Source organism: Exiguobacterium sp. N4-1P (genome assembly GCF_002214325.1).
Genome location: NZ_CP022236.1, coordinates 1,696,527 through 1,716,030, shown reverse-complemented (window position 1 = coordinate 1,716,030; position 19,504 = coordinate 1,696,527). Strand labels below are relative to the sequence as shown.

Sequence of the window (19,504 nt, the reverse complement as noted above, 5' to 3'; positions counted from 1 at the left end):
TATTAAAAAAAGTCTAAATGAGAACGATTTCAGGAAAATAGTTGTCAGACGTCTGTTGATTTTATACGCATGTTTTGTCATACTCAGTCATATGAGTTGACCTACCTCTCACAGAGGTAAGTGAGCGACTTTTACACAAATAGATAATGAAAGCGCTCACATAAATGGAAGAGGAGATGAATGACAATGAAGAAAAAACAAGTACTTGTGTCAGCAATGACGGTAGCAACAGTGGGACTCGCAGCATGTGGAGGATCAGATGATAGTGCAAAGGGAAACAAGGACGAGTTTTCTGTCGCAATGGTTGCCGATAAAGGCGGAATCGATGATAAATCGTTTAACCAGTCGGCGTGGGAAGGTCTGCAAGCGTATGGAAAAGAAAACGACCTTCAGAAAAATGAGGGTTACTCGTACCTTCAATCAAAATCGCAACAAGATTACCAACCGAACTTATCGCGTCTTGCACGAGCGGGAGAAGATTTGATTTTTGGGATTGGGAATACGTTTAATGAAGATATCAAAACGGTTGCCGATCAGTTTAAAGATACACAGTTTGCAATTATCGATAACGTCGTCGAAGGAGACAACGTGACATCGATTACGTTTAAAGAAAACGAAGGTGCCTACCTTGCGGGAATCGTTGCCGCGATGGAAACGAAAACAGATCACATCGGCTTTGTCGGTGGAATGAAGATGGATGTAATCGAACGCTTCCGGGCAGGCTTTGAGGCTGGGGCAAAATCCGTTAATCCGAACATCAAAGTTGACGTACAGTACGCAGAAGATTTCGCTGCACCTGAAAAAGGACAAGCAATCGCAGCAGGCATGTATGGTAAAGGGGCAGATATCATTTTCCCGGCAGCCGGTGGAACAGGAAACGGCGTCTTCACAGAAGCAAAAAACCGGAAGAAAAATGGAGAAGAAGTTGCTGTCATCGGTGTCGATCGTGACCAACAAGAAGAAGGCATGCCAGAAGATGTCACGTTGACATCTGTCATCAAACGAGTGGACTTAGCGGTCAAAGATACAGCGAATGAAGCGAAAGCTGGAAAACTCACAGGTGGAGAGACGATTCGTTACGGTTTGAAAGAGCAAGGCGTTGACATCATTGAGTCAGAAAAAATTTCGAAAAAGACACTCGACATGCTCGAACAAGCGAAAGACAAAGTCATTTCAGGTAAAACAGAAGTACCTGAACAATAAGCGTCAAAGGAAGAGCGGGCATTCTTAGGTAGAACGCCCTATTTTCTTCCAACAATAGATACGATATGAAAAGGGTTACAAAAGCGCCAGAAGTCAGACTTCTAACCTGTTACAAAATGATTGCAGGATTGTGTTCGACGTCATATACTTATCTTGGCTGGAGTTCTCATACGTCAGAAGTCTGAGCACTGGTTACAACTAGATAGAGGATGGAGATGCGTCATGTCGATTAAATTAGATCATCGTTTGCTTTACTTACGAGTGATTGAAAAGATTAAGTCTGACATCGATGACGGCGTTTACAAGGAAGGCGAGAAACTACCTTCAGAGTTTGAACTTTCAAAGCAACTTGGCGTTAGTCGAGCGACTCTTCGGGAGGCTTTACGAATTCTTGAAGATGAGAACATCGTCATCCGTAAACACGGTGTCGGTACGTTTATCAATGCAAGACCACCATTCACGTCGGGGATTGAAGAATTGTACAGTGTGACGGAGATGATTGCGCGCGCTGGGATGATTCCAACGTCTGAAGTCTTATCTTCAGAAATGGTTCAACCGACAGAACGTGACCGAGAACGTTTCCAACTTGGTCCGGATGAACTGGTTTATCGAATCGAACGAATCCGACTTGCAGGAGATGTTCCTGTTGTCTATTGCGTCGATAAGATTCCAAGCCATTATATTAAAAATGAAGAACAGTTTACGTCTTCGACTTCACTGTTCGACGCACTAGAAAAAGAACTAGGTCGTCGGGTCACACATGCGGTGACGCATATCGAACCTCGAATCGATCCGAAAATCGCTGAACAATTACATACGGACCAACCCTTGCTCGCGTTGCGACAAACGCATTATGATGAGCTCGACCGATCCGTTCTTTATTCAGCGAACTATTTCCGTGCGGATAAGTTTGATTTCCATGTCATCCGTAAACGTGTATAATCGATTGTTTTAGGAGTTTTACTGAAAGCGCTTCCGCCAACCTACGTAACGCTCCTCATCACCAGCCTCAGGTGCTTGACGTAGTCAGGAACTTTGTATGACCATATTCGAAAGGGGATTATTTCAGATGAAAAAGAAGTCACTTCTCGCATTAGCAGCAACAGGTTTAGCAATGAGTTCGGTACTCGCAGCATGTGGTAGCAACGATGATTCTAAAGATTCAGGAAGCGGCGAAAAAGACGGCTTCAAAGTAGGTATGGTCACAGATACAGGCGGTGTTGATGATAAATCATTCAACCAATCTGCATGGGAAGGCATTCAGAAGTTCGGTAAAGATAACGATTTGGAAGAAGGAACTGGTTACAAATACCTTCAATCAGCAAAACAATCGGATTATCAACCGAACTTACAACAATTAGCACGTGCGAACTACGACTTGATTCTCGGAATCGGGTTCTTGATGGCAGAAGACATCGGTAAAGTAGCGGATCAGTTTGACGACAAGAACTTTGCACTCGTCGATATGGTCGTTGATAAGCCGAACGTCGCGTCAATCGTCTTCAAGGAAAACGAAGGTTCGTTCCTCGTCGGTGTCGTCGCGGGTCTTACTACGAAAACAGATAAAGTCGGATTCGTCGGTGGCGTAAACTCAGACTTAATCAAAAAGTTTGAAAGTGGATTTAAAGCAGGCGTCATGGCTGTCAACCCAGATGCAAAAGTTGAAGTTCAATATGCAGAAGATTTCAATGCTGCTGAAAAAGGACAAGCAATCGCTTCAGGGATGTACGGCAAGAAAGTTGACGTGATTTATCACGCAGCTGGTGGTACAGGACAAGGTGTCTTCACAGAAGCGAAAAACCGTAAGAAAAACGGTGAAGATGTTTGGGTCATCGGTGTTGACCGTGACCAAGTCGAAGAAGGTATGCCAGAAAACGTTACATTGACGTCAATGGTTAAGCGTGTTGATACAGCAGTTGAACAAGTTGCGAAAGATACGAAAGATGGCAACTTCCCAGCAGGTAAAGTCGTAGAATTCGGTCTTAAAGACGGCGGCGTTGATATCGCACCTTCACAAGACAACATTGAAAAAGACGTCTTGACGAAAGTCGAAGACTACAAAAAGCAAATCATCGATGGAAAGATCACAGTTCCAGCAACTGACGATGAGTATAAAGAGTACGAAGCATCACTTTAATAAAATGGAAGCGGGGGTCGCTAGCATTGCGGCCTCCCCTTTTAAACTAAACATGGGAGTGGATTTTCTTGGAATACGTCATTGAGATGCTAAACATACGAAAAGAGTTTGGCAGTTTCGTCGCAAATGATAATATCACGCTCCAGCTTCGGAAAGGTGAGATTCACGCTTTACTTGGTGAAAACGGTGCCGGAAAATCGACGCTGATGAACGTCTTATTTGGTTTGTATCAGCCTGAGGCTGGAGAAATTCGTGTACGCGGTGAAAAAGTTAATATTACAAGTCCGAACGTCGCGAATGATCTTGGAATCGGCATGGTGCATCAACACTTCATGCTCGTTCAAAATTTCACCGTCACGGAAAACATCATTTTAGGTGCAGAACCGAAATCTGGTCTCAAAATCGACCGCGCAACTGCCCGGGAGAAAGTACGCCAAATTTCGGAGCAGTATGGTCTTGCGGTAGATCCAGATGCAAAAATTGAAGATATTTCAGTCGGGATGCAACAACGTGTCGAGATTTTAAAGACACTGTATCGTGGAGCTGACATTCTCATCTTCGATGAACCATCGGCTGTATTGACGCCTCAGGAAATCAAAGAATTGATTCAAATCATGAATCGGTTGATTGCTGAAGGTAAGTCGATCATCTTGATCACACATAAATTGAAGGAAATCATGGAAGTGGCAGATCGCTGTACGACGATTCGTCGTGGTAAGTACATTGGTACAGTTGATATCGATGAAACGATGACACAGTCGAGACTCGCTGAAATGATGGTTGGCCGTGAAGTAAACTTTGATGCGGAGTATTCCAAGGCAAATCCACAAGAACTCGTTCTCGATGTAAAAAACCTCGTCGTTAAAGACGGTCGTGGGATTAAAGCAGTCGACGGACTGAACTTAGATGTTCGAGCCGGCGAAATCGTCGGGATTGCAGGGATTGATGGGAATGGTCAAACTGAATTGATTGAAGCAATCACAGGATTAAGAAGAGCCGAAAGCGGAGAAGTATTCTTAAACAACAAATCAATCAAAAACCTGAAGCCGCGGAAAGTGACGGAAGCGGGCATCGGTCATATTCCTCAAGACCGTCATAAACATGGACTCGTTCTTGATTATTCAATCGGTCATAACATGGTCTTACAAACGTACTATCAAAAACCGTATTCAAAAGCAGGCATCATGAACTACAAGCAGGTCATGGAAAAAGCTCAAACGTTAATTGAGAAGTTCGACGTCCGAACTCCAAGTCCTGAAACATTTGCTCGCGCCTTATCGGGCGGGAACCAGCAAAAAGCCATCATCGCGCGTGAAGTCGATCGTTCACCTGACTTATTAATTGCTGCGCAACCAACACGTGGACTCGATGTCGGTGCAATTGAATTCATTCATGAGCAGTTAGTACTTGAACGGGAAAAAGGACGCGCTGTCCTCTTGATTTCGTTTGAACTCGAAGAAATTTTACAAGTCTCAGACCGCATTGCCGTTCTGTATGAAGGACGGACAGTAGCCTTTCTCGATCCTAAGGAAACGAATGAAATTGAACTCGGCTTCCTGATGGCTGGCGGTAAGAAAGAGGAGGTAGGTCGTTCATGAAACTCGAACGTTTTTATGGGATTTTGATTCCAATCTTGTCAATTATCCTCGGTATGGTAGTTGGTGCCATCGTCATGTTGATTGGTGGTTATGACCCAATCGCTGGATTTGATCAACTGTTTTACGGAATCTTTGGTGAACCGTATAGTATCGGAGAAACGTTGCGTGCAGCAGCACCATTGATTTTTGCGGGTCTCGCCGTCGCCTTTGCCTTTCGAACGGGATTATTTAACATCGGGGTTGAAGGTCAAGTTTTAGTCGGTTGGATGGTCGCGGTCTGGATCGGGATTTCTTTCGATCTCCCGACAGCAATCCACTTGCCACTCGCGTTAATCGGAGCGGGTTTAGCGGGTGCACTTTGGGCTGCGGTTCCAGGTATTTTAAAAGCGCGTTTCCATGTCCATGAAGTCATCACGTCAATCATGATGAACTACATCGCGTTGTATGTGACGAATGATATTTTACGTCACGTCATCGGAATCAAAAACGAGCGGACAGATTCAGTCAAAGAAACGGCTTCGTTGGCTTCACCATTCTTGCAAGAGTTAACGGATTTTTCGCGTTTGCACAATGGGATTTTCATTGCCATCGTCGCCGCACTCGTCTTCTGGTTCATTCTTTGGAAGACGACGCTCGGTTACGAGTTACGTGCAGTTGGATTTAATAAAAGTGCTGCAGAGTATGCCGGTATGGGTGTCAACAAGAACATCATTCTCTCATTCGTCATCTCTGGTGTATTCGCTGGATTTGCTGGTGCGATGGAAGGGTTAGGGACATTCCAAAACATGACGCTAAACGCATCCTTTACGGGTGTTGGATTTGACGGAATCGCCGTCGCCTTACTTGGTGCGAACAACCCGATCGGAGTTGTTCTGGCCGCATTATTATTTGCCGGACTCAACATTGGCGGATTGTCGATGCAACAAATCGGGATTCCACCAGAACTGATTAAAATCATCATCGCCTTCATCATCATCTTCGTCGCTTCCGGTTACGCGATCCGTCTCGTCATCGAAAAGCTGACGGTTAAAAGAGCAGAAGGCAAAAAAGTGAAAGGAGCCGATAAATAATGGGCTTTCTAGATGTACTTTATATTATCGTACCGATTGCGCTTGCCTATTCGGCTCCATTGATCATTGCAGCGCTCGGTGGTATTTTCAGTGAACGTTCTGGTGTCGTCAACATCGCGCTTGAAGGCTTGATGGTCATGGGTGCATTCACGGGTGTTGTTTCAGCCCTGACATTATCGAAGATGGGATTCGGCGCTGCTAGTCCATGGATTGCGATGTTAATCGCTATCGTCATCGGAGCAATCTTCGCTTTATTCCTTGCAGTGCCTGCGATTTTGTTCCGTGCCGACCAAACGGTACTTGGTGTCGCGATCAATATCTTAGCAGTTGGTCTTGCGATTTTCTTAGTGCGTGCCTTCTATGGAAAAGGACAAACAGACTCGATTCCGAACCGGATTTCGAAAGAGAATGTGCCGTTCCTATCTGATATTCCTGTTTTAAAAATGTTTTTTGCAAACGTCTACTATACTTCGTACATTGCGATTATCTTAGCAGTTGTGGCATGGTTCGTCGTCTTTAAGACACCATTCGGTCTTCGTCTCCGTTCTGTCGGAGAACATCCGATGGCAGCAGATACGATGGGGATTAACGTCACGAAGATGCGCTTTATCGGAGTCATGATTTCAGGCGGATTCGGTGGTCTTGCGGGTGCAGTTTATGCAACTTCGATTTCATTGAACTTCAGCGTGACGACAATTCTCGGGCAAGGTTTCCTTGCGATCGCCGCGATGATTTTCGGAAAATGGAATCCGCTCGGTGCAATGGCAGCTGCCTTGTTCTTCGGTTTCGCTCAAGCGATCTCGATCATCGGACAACAGTTACCATTACTCGATCAAATTCCTCAAGTCTATCTTTTGATTGCGCCTTACGTCTTAACGATCCTTGCACTTGCTGGTGTCGTCGGTCGCGCCGATGCACCAAAAGCTGTTGGTGTACCGTACATCAAAGGGAAACGATAACGATCATTCAGGTATTCTTGTTAAAAAAAGCTGTACGGCTCGACCGATTGGGTCGAGACGTACAGCTTTTTTGATGTATGGTCATAAAAAAAACAGCATGGCGTGAAGCTACCATACTGTCAAATACTTATTCGTATTTTAATGCGTCGCCTTCGAATGATTCGTCTGCCACTTTAATTGAATCAGTTGGGCAACCTTCGAATGCGTCAATCATGTCATCGAACAATGCTTCCGGGATTTCTGCTGTCCCTTTGTTATCGTCTAGAATGACGTATGCTAAGCCCTCGTCATCATAGTCATAGATATCAGGTGCTGCGGCACCACAAGCGCCACAAGCGATACACGTGTCTTTATCGACAATCGTAAATTTAGCCATTTTGTATTTCTCCTCTCTATTCGAAAACATGATTGATCTAGTATTGTTCTCATCTATATGTCATTGTATCGGACTCATGCGTTCTTTTCAATGAGGAAGCGGTAGAAGTATTCAAACAAAGTAACAGGATGCGATGGAAATAGTAGGGTAAGGCGCAGTAGGTGCGTTAATCTAAGAAAGAGGTTTGGAAAGGCCAAGCTAATTATGCTATACATATAAACGAATGAAGACGATACTTTAAATATAATCAAACCGATCGAAGGTGAGGGGGAGTGGATGAAATTGACTGTCGTCAATCAAGTTTTGTTAGAAACCATTAGTCGTCTCCGGGGTGAACGGACAGATCGTAGCCTCTTTCATATCCTTCAAGGAAAACGTTCGGCAACATCACTCCAGGATGCACATTTCTATGAATTAGAAACTGTCTTTGGGGTGCTGCCCTTTCGACGAGAAACATTCGATCGGCTACTGCTTGAGCTGGAACAGCAGGGATTCATTGAACGAGCGGAAACGTTGCGCATCACGGAGCTTGGTGAATCCTCGATCAAAGTACCGTTTTTAATCGATGACATGGGCGGTGAATTGCGTGGATTTCCAATCATTTTATGGAAACGCTTAAGCCTTTTGATTCAAACCGTCGTTTGTCTCGAACAAAAACGATTTTTCGTACCGGTTCAGCAAGACGTCGCGATAAAGGACTGGGTCCGGGGATACGTCAAAGGGATGCCGCAGCGTACGCAGTGGATTAATCAGGTGTACCATGAATTACGAGAGGCGTTGCGTCAGCTGTCGGTAAAAGAAGCGACGCTCATCAGCTACCGCTTGTCGGGGTTGAAAACAGGTTTGTCTTACCCGCAACTTGAAGAGAAACTTGACAGTGACGTCTTGTCGCTCCGCTTGGAATTTATGATGGCTTGGCGAAAATGTCTGCGTCACTTGGATGAAGCAGGACTGATTTTACGTCTTGGTGAAGATATTGATCAATCGAAGATGACACAATCAGCACAGAAAACGTGGGATATGTTACGTAACGGATTTGCTTTGAATGAAATCTCCGAGCGGCGCCGCCTGAAGAAGAGCACGATGGAAGATCACCTCGTCGAAATTGCGATGTACAGTGACGTATTCCCGCGGAGCCAATTCTTATCGGATGCACAATTTAAAGAAGTGATTGAAGTAGCAAATCGAAACGAGACATTTTCGTTGAAACGAATTAAAGGTGAATTGAAGCTTGAGACCGATTATTTTCAAATTCGTATCGCGTTAGCGCGAAAAAGATGGGAGGAGAGATGATGGAGACTGTCTTAAAACGTTATTTTAAGCATGACCGCTTTCGAGCCGGTCAAAAAGACATCATTGCGTCCGTTTTAGCAGGTCGCGATACGGTCGCCATCTTGCCGACCGGGGGAGGGAAGTCGATCTGTTATCAACTTCCGTCCTATTTGTTGCCAGAAGGGTTGACCGTCATCCTTTCGCCGCTCTTATCGTTGATTGAAGATCAAGTCATGCAAATCAAAAGTCGCGGTGAACGTTCCGTCGCTAAATTGACGTCGCACGAAACAAAAGACCAAAAAGAGCAGATTTTACGTCACCTGAGTCAACTTCGGTATTTGTATTTGTCACCGGAACAATTGGCGATGCCGAACGTCAAACAACGGCTTCAGCAAACAAACATTAATTTATTCGTCGTGGATGAAGCGCATTGTATTTCACAATGGGGTCATGAGTTTCGCCCCGAGTACGCGAAGCTTGGAATCGTAAAGAAACAACTCGGAAACCCGACTTGTTTAGCTTTGACGGCAACAGCAACGAAACAAGTGGAACAGGATATGTTAAGAGGCTTAGAGCTGTCGGACCCGACGATTATCCGGCATTCCGTCAATCGACCGGAAATTCAATTTATCGTCGAAGACGTTGAGCCTGATCAAAAAGATCATGTGCTGGTAAACTGGTTGACGAAGGTAGAACGTCCGTGTGTCATCTATACGACGACAAGAAACGAAGCAGAGCGTGTCGCACGTCTAATCACGAAGGCGACATACTACCATGCAGGACTCGAAGCAGAGGATCGTCAATTGATCCAACAACAATTCTTACATGATGAGATTGAGAGTCTCGTCTGTACAAGTGCCTTCGGCATGGGGGTCAATAAAGGGAATGTCCGGACCGTCATCCATTACTCGATGCCGGCGACGATTGAAGCCTATATGCAGGAAGTCGGTCGGGCAGGGCGAGACGGAGCGCCGTCGACAGCGCTACTGCTCTATGCAAAGGGGGATCACCGTCTACAGCAGTTTTTAGTCGAAAAGCAGTATGCCCCCGTGCTTTGGATTGACCAATTGTTAGCGGGCATGGCACGTCAGGAACCGCTTGAAACGATGGAACGGCGTTTAGGGTTAGATGTCGAAGATCCGGCGTATCGGTTATTAAAATCGCAACTCAGTGATCGCTGGTCGCGTGAGGACATCATCGCTTGGCAAGAAGAGCGAAAAAAGATACGTTTACGTGAACTTATGCAAATGATAAATTATATTCAAAGTATAACGTGTCGACGAACGTTCATCTTGAATCATTTTGATGAGCAACCGATCGTCCAGGACCGGTGCTGTGATATTTGTGGTAATACGACAACACAATCACCGCAAAAAAGGCATACGATTGAAATTTTGGATTGGGAACAACGATTAGAAGGGGTCTTTTTTTCATCAGCCGATTCAGTGTAAACTAGTACTATCCTTATTTTTAGAAAAGGTGATGAAATTGAGTAAATACGATCAACGAAAGAACCGACAAGAAGAACCAAAATCAAGCTTACCACCACGTTCTTCACGAATTGAACATGTGCGGAATGAACGGTTAAAGCAACCCTTTGTCAAAAATCCGTTAGCCATTACGCTGACGATTCTTATGATTACAATCATTATCGCCTTCGTTTCCCTCGGTTTCATGATGTAAGGGCACATTGTGAACAGAGATTATTTTCCTTTACGGGTATACTGAAAAGGAGAAGGAAGGAGGCACGGTGCATGGATCGTGGGAAATATAATATCAAAGCAGTCGCTGCATTAGTAGGGCTCAACCCAACGACCATTCGTGCTTGGGAAAGGCGATATCAAGTGCTTGATCCGGACCGGAGTGAATCTGGGCATCGCATCTATAGTGATAGCGATGTCGCGAAGCTCCGCTGGATTGTAGACAAACAAAAAGAAGGACTATCTGTTTCGAAAGCGATTCAACTGTACGAAATGCCTGTCAGTCGCACGGAGCTTCCACTTGATTATGGTGTTGAACTACGTGAACAGCTGTTTGAGGCATTAACGACATTTGAGGAACGACATGCCCATGACATCATGAATAAGGCATTCTCAATGTTTAGTTTCGATAAGGTGATTCAAGATATCGTTGGACCGTTGCTGCACGAAATCGGCTCAAAGTGGGAAAATGGTGAAATTACGATTGCGCATGAACATTTTGCGACAGCCTTTTTACGGGCCCGCCTTTCAACATTGTCGTTGCAAATGCCGATCAATCCTTTTTTACCGCGCATTTTATGTGTATGTGCGCCAGAAGAAGAACATGAATTGGGATTGTTATTTTTTACGCTATACTTACGCCAATCCGGCTTCGATGTGATTTTTCTTGGGGCAGGAATTCCCGTGTCAGATCTTGTGACGGTGACGAAACAATTAGTACCACGTGCTGTCGTCCTTTCGTGTACGATTTCTGACCACCTCAGTCTTTTAGATGAAGCGCTTGCCGAACTACGACAGGCTGTACCGAACGTCGAGATTGGTCTAGGTGGTTATGCCGTCGAACAGCTCCCTGAAAAATACGCGGATCACCTCCTCGGGACGGACGATTCCTCCTGGAAAAGTTGGTTAAGTCGACTCACTCCGACAACTGGTGTATAGTGTGATTCATATTGAACGGAGAAGTTGTTTTTCTCCGGCATTGACTGGAGGAGTCTTAGATGAGATTTGAGACATTTAAACAAGGGCATTTACGTGTGTTTATTACGAAGCAGGAACTATCCGTTCACGACGTTCGACCAGAAACACTGGCAGTTGGAAAAGGACAGGACCTATTACGTAACCTGTTAGAAGAAGCAGAATCAAATTTTGGATTTCATGCGGTCGGGACACTTGAATTTTTTGTGACATTCTTTCCGAATGACGGGATGTTGGTCGATGTACGACGAGAAGGTGAATTACCAGAAGAAACGTTTGATGAATTTGATCAAGTAGAAATTCGGATGACCGTCGATATCGTACACCATGTCCTGTATCAACTCGAAGAATTCGAGGACGTCATTCAAGCGAGCCACGGATTGCTTCGCCACGTTCTGATGACGGAAACGGGTGGTAGGCTGTACTACTTCGAAGGGCGGTATTACTTGTATTTCGAGGAACGGATGGCAGAGGCGCTTGAACGGACGATTACGACCGTACTGTCTGAATATGGCGTACCAAGTGCGAAAAGTCCGCTCGCGATGGCGGAATACGGAAAAACACTTCAGCGTTCAGATGCAATCAAAATGATTGCCGGAACATTTTCTGTGTAAATGATGATTTTTAACGAATCGGCACATACGACGATTCTTTTTAAGACCACTGACCGGTTTCTGACGGAAAGTGGTCTTTTTCATGAGGAATCATCAGTTAACACCATTTTGTATTTTTTCGTTGAAAGAGTGATGGTATGATAAACAGTGAACGTAAGATGAAGGAGTGAAGAGTATGAGAGTGGCAGTATTATATGGTGGGATTTCTGGAGAACGTGAGGTTTCGTTAAGTAGCGGGAAGTCCGTGATTCAAGCATTGGAGGGAAAAGGGCACGAAGTCGTTGCCATCGATTTCCATCCGGAACGTGCTGAAGAAATTTTCAATCTGGATGTTGAAGTCGCCGTCATTGCTCTTCATGGAAAATATGGAGAAGATGGTCGTGTTCAAGCATTACTAGAGTTAGCGGATATTCCGTATACTGGATCAGGTGTGTTGGCTTCCGCTTTAGCGATGGATAAAGCACGGTCGAAGTTGCACTTTGAGAAGGCTGGCATTCGGATTGCGCGTGATGTCTTGATTGAACGCGGTGACGACATCGCAGATAAGGTCCGGCAGTGGGGCGGTGAATTCCCTTGTGTCGTCAAACCGGCTCAAGAAGGATCGTCAAATGGATTGACGATTGCGATGGACGACGCGATGTTACGAAGCGGAATCGAACTCGCTTTTCAGGCAGACGATGCGGTTTTGATTGAACAATTCATTAAAGGGCGAGAAGTAACCGTACCGGTGCTCGGCCAAAAAGGTGCTGAAAAAGCGTTGCCCGTCATCGAAATCATTCCTAAAAATGAATTTTATGATTATGAATCAAAATATGCAGTCGGTGGATCAGAGCATATCTGTCCTGCTGATTTTGATGAGGTGACGACACAAAAATTACAAGAGTGGGCAGTCCTCGCCCATCAAGTCCTCGGATGTTCGGGCTATTCCCGTTCTGATTTCCTGGTGCCTGAAATCGGTCATCCCGTTATTTTAGAAACCAATACGCTACCTGGTATGACAGCGACAAGTCTATTCCCGGACGGGGCACGGGCAATCGGGATTGATTATCCAGAGCTAGTCGAATCGTTTATCAATCTAGCGATTACACGTCATCAAGCGACTTCGAACAACATAAAGTAAACAAAAAAGAGTAGATGATAGAAAGCGCTTACAAATATAGTAGGAATCCCTTTCATTACACGTCGGAACAAGGTATACTTTATCCGAACAAGGAAACGGCATAGGGGATGCCACTTATGGGGAGGAACGTTGGAATGATCACTGACCAACAACATGCGAATCATCGGAAAAACGTACTTGAAGCAACACAGGAAATCGTAAAAGAGGCACTTGAGAAGTTGGGTTACCCGGACGAAATGTATGAATTGTTAAAAGAACCGTTGCGGATGTTGACGGTTCGGATTCCAGTTCGGATGGACGATGGGTCAACAAAAATCTTTACCGGCTACCGGGCGCAACACAATGATGCTGTCGGTCCGACGAAAGGTGGAATCCGTTTCCACCCGAACGTAACGGAAGTCGAAGTCAAAGCGTTATCAGTCTGGATGAGCTTGAAGGCAGGAATCGTCGATTTACCATACGGTGGTGGTAAAGGTGGAATCATTTGCGATCCACGAGAGATGAGTTTCCGGGAAATCGAGCGTCTGAGTCGTGGCTATGTCCGTGCAATCAGTCAAATCGTTGGTCCGACAAAAGATATTCCAGCACCTGATGTCTTCACGAACTCACAAATCATGGCCTGGATGATGGATGAGTACAGCCGGATTGATGAATTCAATTCACCGGGCTTCATTACAGGAAAGCCGTTAGTACTCGGTGGTTCCCACGGGCGTGAGACTGCGACAGCTAAAGGGGTCGCCATCATGATTCGGGAAGCTGCTGCGAAGAAAGGGATTACATTAGAAGGAGCCCGCGTCGTCGTTCAAGGGTTTGGTAATGCAGGGAGCTTCTTATCGAAGTTCATGCATGATTTAGGGGCGAAAGTCATTGCGATCAGTGATGCATATGGCGCTCTCCATGATCCGAACGGACTGGATATCCCATATTTACTTGATCGTCGCGATTCGTTCGGGACGGTGACGACGCTTTTCAAAAATACAATTTCAAATAAAGAACTGCTCGAATTAGAGTGTGATATTCTTGTTCCGGCAGCGATTGAAAATCAAATCACGGAAGATAATGCGCATGACATTAAAGCGCGAATCGTCGTCGAAGCAGCCAACGGTCCGACGACGAATGAAGCGACGAAAATTCTCGCAGATCGTGAAATCTTGATTGTTCCCGATGTCTTGGCTTCAAGTGGTGGCGTAACGGTGTCCTACTTTGAATGGGTTCAAAACAACCAAGGGTATTACTGGACGGAAGAAGAAGTGCATGAAAAGCTTGAAAAAGTACTCGTGAACTCGTTTAATCAAGTGTATCAAACATCGCATACACGAAATGTTGATATGCGCCTCGCTGCCTACATGGTAGGCGTTCGTAAAATGGCGGAAGCCTCACGCTTCCGTGGATGGGTTTAATTTGAAAAAGTTCACTTCTTACAGGAGTGAACTTTTTTCATGTAACTTAAATTCTTTCTTCGTTTGCTCATGTTTGCTAAGATAAAAAAAAAGCACGTGGAAGAGGAGAAAAGATTATGCTGGATTGTCTCATCATTGGTGCAGGACCGTGTGGGTTATCGGCAGCGATCGAGATGCAAGATCGTGGATTAGCTGTCGAAGTCATCGAAAAAGGAAACATCGTCGAAGCGATTTATCAATATCCGACGCATCAAACATTTTTTTCGAGTAGCGAAAAATTAGAAATCGGTGGTGTTCCGTTTATCAACAAGGAACTTAAGCCGAAACGCCAAGATGCACTCGTCTATTACCGTGAAGTCGTTAAACGGAAAGAAATCACGATTCGTCCGTTTGAGACGGTGGAACGAATCAGTAAACGTGCGGATGGTGAAGGGTTCGAAGTCGTATCGTCGCGAATGGAGGAGACGGTGACGCGTCAGGCACGGGCACTCGTCTTAGCGACAGGCTATTACGGATTGCCAAATAAAATGGACGTACCAGGTGAGGAATTACCGCACGTTTCTCATTATTTTAAAGAAGGTCATCCTTTCTTCGGACAAGACGTTGTCGTCATTGGTGGAAAAAATTCGAGTGTCGATGCCGCAATTGAACTTGAGAAGGCAGGTGCACATGTCACGCTGTTATACCGTGGTGAAGCGTACAGTCCGTCAATCAAGCCATGGGTCCTCCCGAACTTCGAAGCGCTCGTACGGGCCGAGAAGGTCAAGATGGTGTTTAACGCAACGATCGATTCCATCACACCGACGCACGTCCATTATAAAGAACAAGGAGAAGCGACCTCAATTAAAGCAGATTTTGTTTTTGCGATGACAGGTTACACACCGGACGTTGGTTTGTTCGCGGATGCCGGTATCATGATTGATGGAGAAACGGGAATTCCGGATTTCAATGAGGAAACGATGGAGTCAAACGTTCCCGGCATTTATATTGCGGGTGTCGTCGCTGCAGGATATGACGCCAACAAAATATTTATCGAAAACGGTCGTTTTCATGGAGAATTGATTGCAACGAGTCTTGCAGATCGACTTGTTCGTGAAACGACGCGATAAGCGCTCTTTTCGATCGCTAAAAAAATAACCGTTTCCCTCCCCGGGAAGCGGTTATTTTTAGTGACAGATCATTCGACTTGAAATGAAGTCTCAAGTTCAGGGTGTGTAGCCTCGATTTCGAGCTCAATCATCAATTTCAAGCGAGCTTTTTGTGAGTTCAGACCATTCGAGAAAATCAGACCAAGTTCTTTTAATTGTTGTCCTCCGCCTGCATATCCGTAGACATCTTGGACGATGCCGTTAAAGCAACGACTGACGATGACGATTGGCATTTGTTCAGTCAGCTGACGAATCGCATCCATCAGACTTGGTGGCACATTTCCTTGCCCGAGTACTTCGAGGACTAGACCATCATAACCAAGTTCACCGACAGCAACTAAAAGGTCGGGGTCCATCCCGGCGTAAACTTTTAGGACGGAGACACGCTTTGTTAGTTTCGTCACCATGTGCGTTGGCTTTAAGACAGGTGTATTGAATAAATAGACATGATCTTTCGTGACCATCCCTAAGTTACCGAAATGAACAGATTTAAAAGTATCGACAGAAGAAGTATGCGTTTTCGTGACGTTAAAAGCAGAGTGGATTTCTCCGTTAAAGACAACGAGAACCCCTTTTCCTCTAGCTGCATCACTGACGGCTACACGCAATGCCGTAATCAAATTAAACTCACCGTCTGAACCGACTTCATTTGATGAACGCATCGCACCTGTCAAGACGATTGGAATTGGAGCACCAATCGTCAACTGTAAGAAATAAGCCGTTTCTTCTAACGTATCCGTTCCGTGCGTGATGACGACGCCATCATACCCTGCCTGCAGTTCTTCTTTGATGAAGTGTGCGAGACGGAGCATGATGTCCGGTGTGATGTGTGGTGAAGGAAGGTTCGCGAAGTGGCGTGTCGTGATGTCCGCGATGTCGGTCGCACGTGGCAATGAAGCATCAAGTGGGTTGATGTCATTCGGCAGAACGTGACCGGAATGATTTTGTGCCATCGCGATCGTGCCTCCGGTATGGACTAATAGTAATTTTTTCATAAAGAGCCTCCTGTCTATTCGTTCGATAGTCAGACACTAAAAGCTGACTATTCATTTTCATCCATAATTGTACCTTTTTTTTTCGGATATACAATGGACTCGGTTTTCTTTTCCAGGAGAAACCTTTATCCTTAAGGAATAGGAAGGGGGCAAAAACGTGTTATCGATCGTTTTCTCAGGAATTGCCCCGGGAATTGCACTACTTACTTATTTTTATCTCCGCCATGAACATGAAGCTGAACCCGTCGGTTATATTTTACGGAGTTTCATTTTTGGCATTTTACTTGTGTTTCCATTGATGTTCATCGACTACGTCGTTCAGACTGAATTTGGGGGAGATGAATCGATTCGTCTGTTTCGAACGGCAATTACGGAAGAATTTGCGAAATGGTTTATCGTTTTTTATACCGTATATATCCATCAACGTTTCAATGATTATTATGATGGTATCATTTACGCAGTCGCCTGTTCGCTCGGCTTTGCGACGCTTGAGAATATTTTATATTTAATGGTCAATGGGACGGTTGAACACATGATATTCAGAGCGTTGCTTCCTGTATCGGGTCATGCACTCTTTGCTGTTCTAATGGGCTTCTTTATGGGGCGTGCAAAATTTTCAATTTACCCGAATCGTTGGCTAAGTCTGTCCTTAATCGTTCCGATGATTGCGCACAGTATGTTTAATTTGTTAATATTGGAAAATGGTGGTATTTCCTTGCTGCCCATTATTTTTATGGTGATTTTATGGGGAGTCGGCCTTTACCAAGTTAAGAGTGCGAATCGCTTGAATCATCGATACAAAAAAAATAGTAATTGAATAGAATGGATTGGGAGAGAGTGACATGATGCAAACAGGTGATTTGATAATGGTACGCAACAGTGAAGATCGACAAGGTCGGACGAAGGTCACGGCTGTGACGAACCGTTTAATCTGGATGGAAGCGCCGAGTGAGGCGGACACGCTAAAAACATTTATTTTATCGGAAGATGAATCGATTCACGTTTACTTTTTTAAAGAAAAGGGACGGTTGTATGGCTTTGAATCGGAAATCGTCGAACGACAAAATGATCCGCTTCGTGGACAACGATATGCAATCAGACGCCCGACCGACCAACAGATTGAGCGTGTTCAACGTCGTCAGTTCGTACGTGTGCCGTTACTTTTGGACGTCGCACTTCATCCACATAAAACTAAATTCGAACCGTTCACGACGGTCTCGCTTGATTTATCAGCAGGTGGAATATTGATCTTAGCGAATCATTTACCGATTGAACTAAAAGACGAGGTTGAATTGACGTTTTTACTACCGGCCGAACATGGAGGAACCCATACACTTGATGTTTTAGGTGAGTTAGTTCGCGTCGATCGACGCGAAGAACGTTACGAACTCGCCTTTCAATTTACACAAATTCATGATCGAAGTCGTGAGCTCGTCTTACGGCACTGTTATCAGGCGCAAATGAAAAATTCGCGGAGTGGCACGAATTCATTCACCTAAGTCTATTTTTTTGCTATGATAACGGTCGATACTATGAACCGCTTAAAAATGGTTCAAACGGAAGGAACGAAAAACATGACTAAAATTCAAATCGCACTTGACGGACCAGCTGGTGCCGGAAAAAGTACAATTGCTAAACAATTAGCAGCACATCTTGACTACGTCTACATCGACACAGGGGCGATGTATCGGGCCGTAACGCTCGCAGCACTTGAGCAAGGAATCGATCTCGAGGATGGGCAACGGTTAGGTGAGTTAATGACATCACTTGATATTCGTTTAACACCAGGTGAAAACGGGCAACGTGTCTTTATTGGCGAGCGCGAAGTAACAGAGTCGATTCGGTCGAGCGAAGTGACGAACAATGTCTCATTCGTCGCAAAACATGCTCAAGTACGTTCGGCACTCGTCGAGATGCAGCGCCGCTTAGCAGAATCGGGCGGTATTGTTATGGATGGGCGGGACATCGGTACAGTCGTCTTACCAGATGCTAAACTGAAAGTCTTCATGACAGCAACAGTCGAAGAACGTGCGAGTCGCCGGCATCGTGAAAACGTGTCTCGGGGGATGGACAGTGACTTAGAAGCACTTCAAGCAGAAATCGCGTTGCGTGATAAACGTGATAGTGAACGGGAAGTGTCTCCGCTCAGACAAGCGGACGATGCTATTTATCTCGATACAACCGTCATGTCGATCGATCAAGTCGTCCTTCGTCTGACAGAGCTTGCGGAAGGGGTATTAAAATGAGTCGAACGGACTCCGTTTATCGACTAGCGCGATTCGTCGTGCTCGTCATCGCCAAAACTGTATTTCGTCTTCGCGTGACAGGGAGAGAAAATCTTCCGAAGGATGGATCCGTTCTTTTATGTGCGAATCATAGCTCGAACTGGGATCCCGTCTTTCTAGTTAGCGCGATTCCGACGAGTCGCTCGGTTCGTTATATGGCAAAAGAGGAACTGTTTAAAGTTCCTGGATTAAAACAATTGATGACGGCAGCGGGGACGTATCCCGTCGGACGCGGACAGGGCGATCGTCAAGCTTTAAAACGAACGATTGAATTATTGAAAACGGACGAAACCGTCGGAATTTTTCCAGAAGGAACACGGTCTGCTCCAGGTGAGTTCACGGCAGCGCAACCAGGTGTCGGTTTTTTTGCACTCCGATCTCCGGCGCAAATCGTTCCTGTCGCGATCATCGGCAACTATCGCCCGTTTAAGCCGATGCGGGTCGTAATCGGAAAACCAGTCGATATTGAAGATTTACGCGATCAACGCGGTGCCGCGAAAGCGATTTCAGAACGAATTCTCGAAGAAATCAAATCGGTCTACTACAATCATGTGTAAAACCTTGACAAATAGTCAGAATTGTAAGAAGTTAAAAGAAGGATAAACGTATTTTATTACGTTTCTTGTACTCATCGTGAGGAGGTTGTGTTGGA

20 protein-coding genes are annotated in these 19,504 nt (G+C 45.2%); 18 read left to right on the top strand and 2 right to left on the bottom strand.

Features of this window, described 5'->3' with window-relative positions; translation table 11 throughout:
- The first annotated feature begins 186 nt into the window (after positions 1 to 186).
- The 6 genes from A0126_RS08990 (at position 187) to A0126_RS08965 (ending at position 6,967) form a co-directional block, all read left to right on the top strand.
- A complete protein-coding gene (locus A0126_RS08990; protein ID WP_088837337.1) occupies positions 187 to 1,203 on the top strand; it encodes a BMP family lipoprotein in 1,017 nt (338 codons plus the stop codon).
- 222 nt (positions 1,204 to 1,425) lie between these two features.
- Positions 1,426 to 2,145: a GntR family transcriptional regulator gene (locus A0126_RS08985; protein WP_029330710.1), complete on the top strand. Its 720-nt coding sequence runs from the start codon at positions 1,426 to 1,428 to the stop codon at positions 2,143 to 2,145.
- Positions 2,146 to 2,272: 127 nt separating this feature from the next.
- Positions 2,273 to 3,340: a BMP family lipoprotein gene (locus tag A0126_RS08980; RefSeq protein WP_029330708.1), complete on the top strand. Its 1,068-nt coding sequence runs from the start codon at positions 2,273 to 2,275 to the stop codon at positions 3,338 to 3,340.
- A gap of 68 nt (positions 3,341 to 3,408) precedes the next feature.
- Positions 3,409 to 4,938, top strand: coding sequence for an ABC transporter ATP-binding protein (locus A0126_RS08975; protein WP_088837336.1), 1,530 nt, complete (start codon positions 3,409 to 3,411; stop codon positions 4,936 to 4,938).
- The gene (locus A0126_RS08970) at positions 4,935 to 6,008 is read left to right on the top strand and encodes an ABC transporter permease (protein ID WP_088837335.1); all 1,074 of its coding nucleotides are present in this window, start codon (positions 4,935 to 4,937) and stop codon (positions 6,006 to 6,008) included. The genes A0126_RS08975 and A0126_RS08970 overlap by 4 nt, the downstream gene beginning before the upstream one ends.
- Positions 6,008 to 6,967, top strand: a complete 960-nt coding sequence (locus A0126_RS08965) for an ABC transporter permease (RefSeq protein WP_029330703.1) — start codon at positions 6,008 to 6,010, stop codon at positions 6,965 to 6,967. The genes A0126_RS08970 and A0126_RS08965 overlap by 1 nt, the downstream gene beginning before the upstream one ends.
- A gap of 127 nt (positions 6,968 to 7,094) precedes the next feature.
- Here the strand turns inward: A0126_RS08965 and A0126_RS08960 are convergent, their stop codons facing one another.
- Positions 7,095 to 7,343: a ferredoxin gene (locus tag A0126_RS08960; RefSeq protein ID WP_012370689.1), complete on the bottom strand. Its 249-nt coding sequence runs from the start codon at positions 7,341 to 7,343 to the stop codon at positions 7,095 to 7,097.
- Positions 7,344 to 7,619: 276 nt separating this feature from the next.
- Here A0126_RS08960 and A0126_RS08955 point away from each other — a divergent pair, with 276 nt between their 5' ends.
- The 8 genes from A0126_RS08955 (at position 7,620) to A0126_RS08920 (ending at position 15,533) form a co-directional block, all read left to right on the top strand.
- Positions 7,620 to 8,636, top strand: a complete 1,017-nt coding sequence (locus tag A0126_RS08955) for a YpbB family protein (protein WP_088837334.1) — start codon at positions 7,620 to 7,622, stop codon at positions 8,634 to 8,636.
- Positions 8,636 to 10,066, top strand: a complete 1,431-nt coding sequence (locus A0126_RS08950; protein ID WP_239456730.1) for a RecQ family ATP-dependent DNA helicase — start codon at positions 8,636 to 8,638, stop codon at positions 10,064 to 10,066. The genes A0126_RS08955 and A0126_RS08950 overlap by 1 nt, the downstream gene beginning before the upstream one ends.
- Positions 10,067 to 10,103: 37 nt before the next feature.
- Positions 10,104 to 10,298: a hypothetical protein gene (locus A0126_RS08945; protein ID WP_029330697.1), complete on the top strand. Its 195-nt coding sequence runs from the start codon at positions 10,104 to 10,106 to the stop codon at positions 10,296 to 10,298.
- Between the two features lie 71 nt (positions 10,299 to 10,369).
- Positions 10,370 to 11,254, top strand: coding sequence for a MerR family transcriptional regulator (locus A0126_RS08940; protein ID WP_088837332.1), 885 nt, complete (start codon positions 10,370 to 10,372; stop codon positions 11,252 to 11,254).
- Positions 11,255 to 11,313: 59 nt separating this feature from the next.
- A complete protein-coding gene (locus A0126_RS08935; RefSeq protein WP_088837331.1) occupies positions 11,314 to 11,904 on the top strand; it encodes an adaptor protein MecA in 591 nt (196 codons plus the stop codon).
- Between the two features lie 175 nt (positions 11,905 to 12,079).
- The gene (locus A0126_RS08930) at positions 12,080 to 13,024 is read left to right on the top strand and encodes a D-alanine--D-alanine ligase (protein WP_029330692.1); all 945 of its coding nucleotides are present in this window, start codon (positions 12,080 to 12,082) and stop codon (positions 13,022 to 13,024) included.
- 134 nt (positions 13,025 to 13,158) lie between these two features.
- Entirely contained in the window at positions 13,159 to 14,424 is a 1,266-nt protein-coding gene (locus A0126_RS08925) for a Glu/Leu/Phe/Val family dehydrogenase (RefSeq protein WP_029330690.1), read from the top strand.
- Positions 14,425 to 14,540: 116 nt separating this feature from the next.
- Complete coding sequence (locus A0126_RS08920) at positions 14,541 to 15,533, top strand: YpdA family putative bacillithiol disulfide reductase (RefSeq protein ID WP_088837330.1); 993 nt, start codon at positions 14,541 to 14,543, stop codon at positions 15,531 to 15,533.
- Positions 15,534 to 15,601: 68 nt separating this feature from the next.
- On the opposite strand, the gene A0126_RS08915 is transcribed toward A0126_RS08920, so the two are convergent.
- A complete protein-coding gene (locus A0126_RS08915; RefSeq protein ID WP_088837329.1) occupies positions 15,602 to 16,567 on the bottom strand; it encodes an asparaginase in 966 nt (321 codons plus the stop codon).
- 157 nt (positions 16,568 to 16,724) lie between these two features.
- Between A0126_RS08915 and prsW the strand changes: the two genes are divergently transcribed.
- The 4 genes from prsW to A0126_RS08895 all read left to right on the top strand — a co-directional run bounded on the left by prsW (position 16,725) and on the right by A0126_RS08895 (position 19,409).
- Positions 16,725 to 17,384 carry a glutamic-type intramembrane protease PrsW gene (gene prsW / locus A0126_RS08910; RefSeq protein ID WP_088837328.1) on the top strand — a complete coding sequence of 220 codons (660 nt, stop codon included), beginning with the start codon at positions 16,725 to 16,727 and terminating at the stop codon, positions 17,382 to 17,384.
- Between the two features lie 25 nt (positions 17,385 to 17,409).
- Positions 17,410 to 18,066, top strand: a complete 657-nt coding sequence (locus A0126_RS08905; protein ID WP_088837327.1) for a flagellar brake protein — start codon at positions 17,410 to 17,412, stop codon at positions 18,064 to 18,066.
- 75 nt (positions 18,067 to 18,141) lie between these two features.
- A complete protein-coding gene (cmk, locus tag A0126_RS08900; RefSeq protein WP_088838502.1) occupies positions 18,142 to 18,813 on the top strand; it encodes a (d)CMP kinase in 672 nt (223 codons plus the stop codon).
- A complete protein-coding gene (locus tag A0126_RS08895; protein ID WP_088837326.1) occupies positions 18,810 to 19,409 on the top strand; it encodes a lysophospholipid acyltransferase family protein in 600 nt (199 codons plus the stop codon). Before cmk ends, A0126_RS08895 begins: the two co-directional genes overlap by 4 nt.
- Positions 19,410 to 19,504 lie beyond the last annotated feature (95 nt).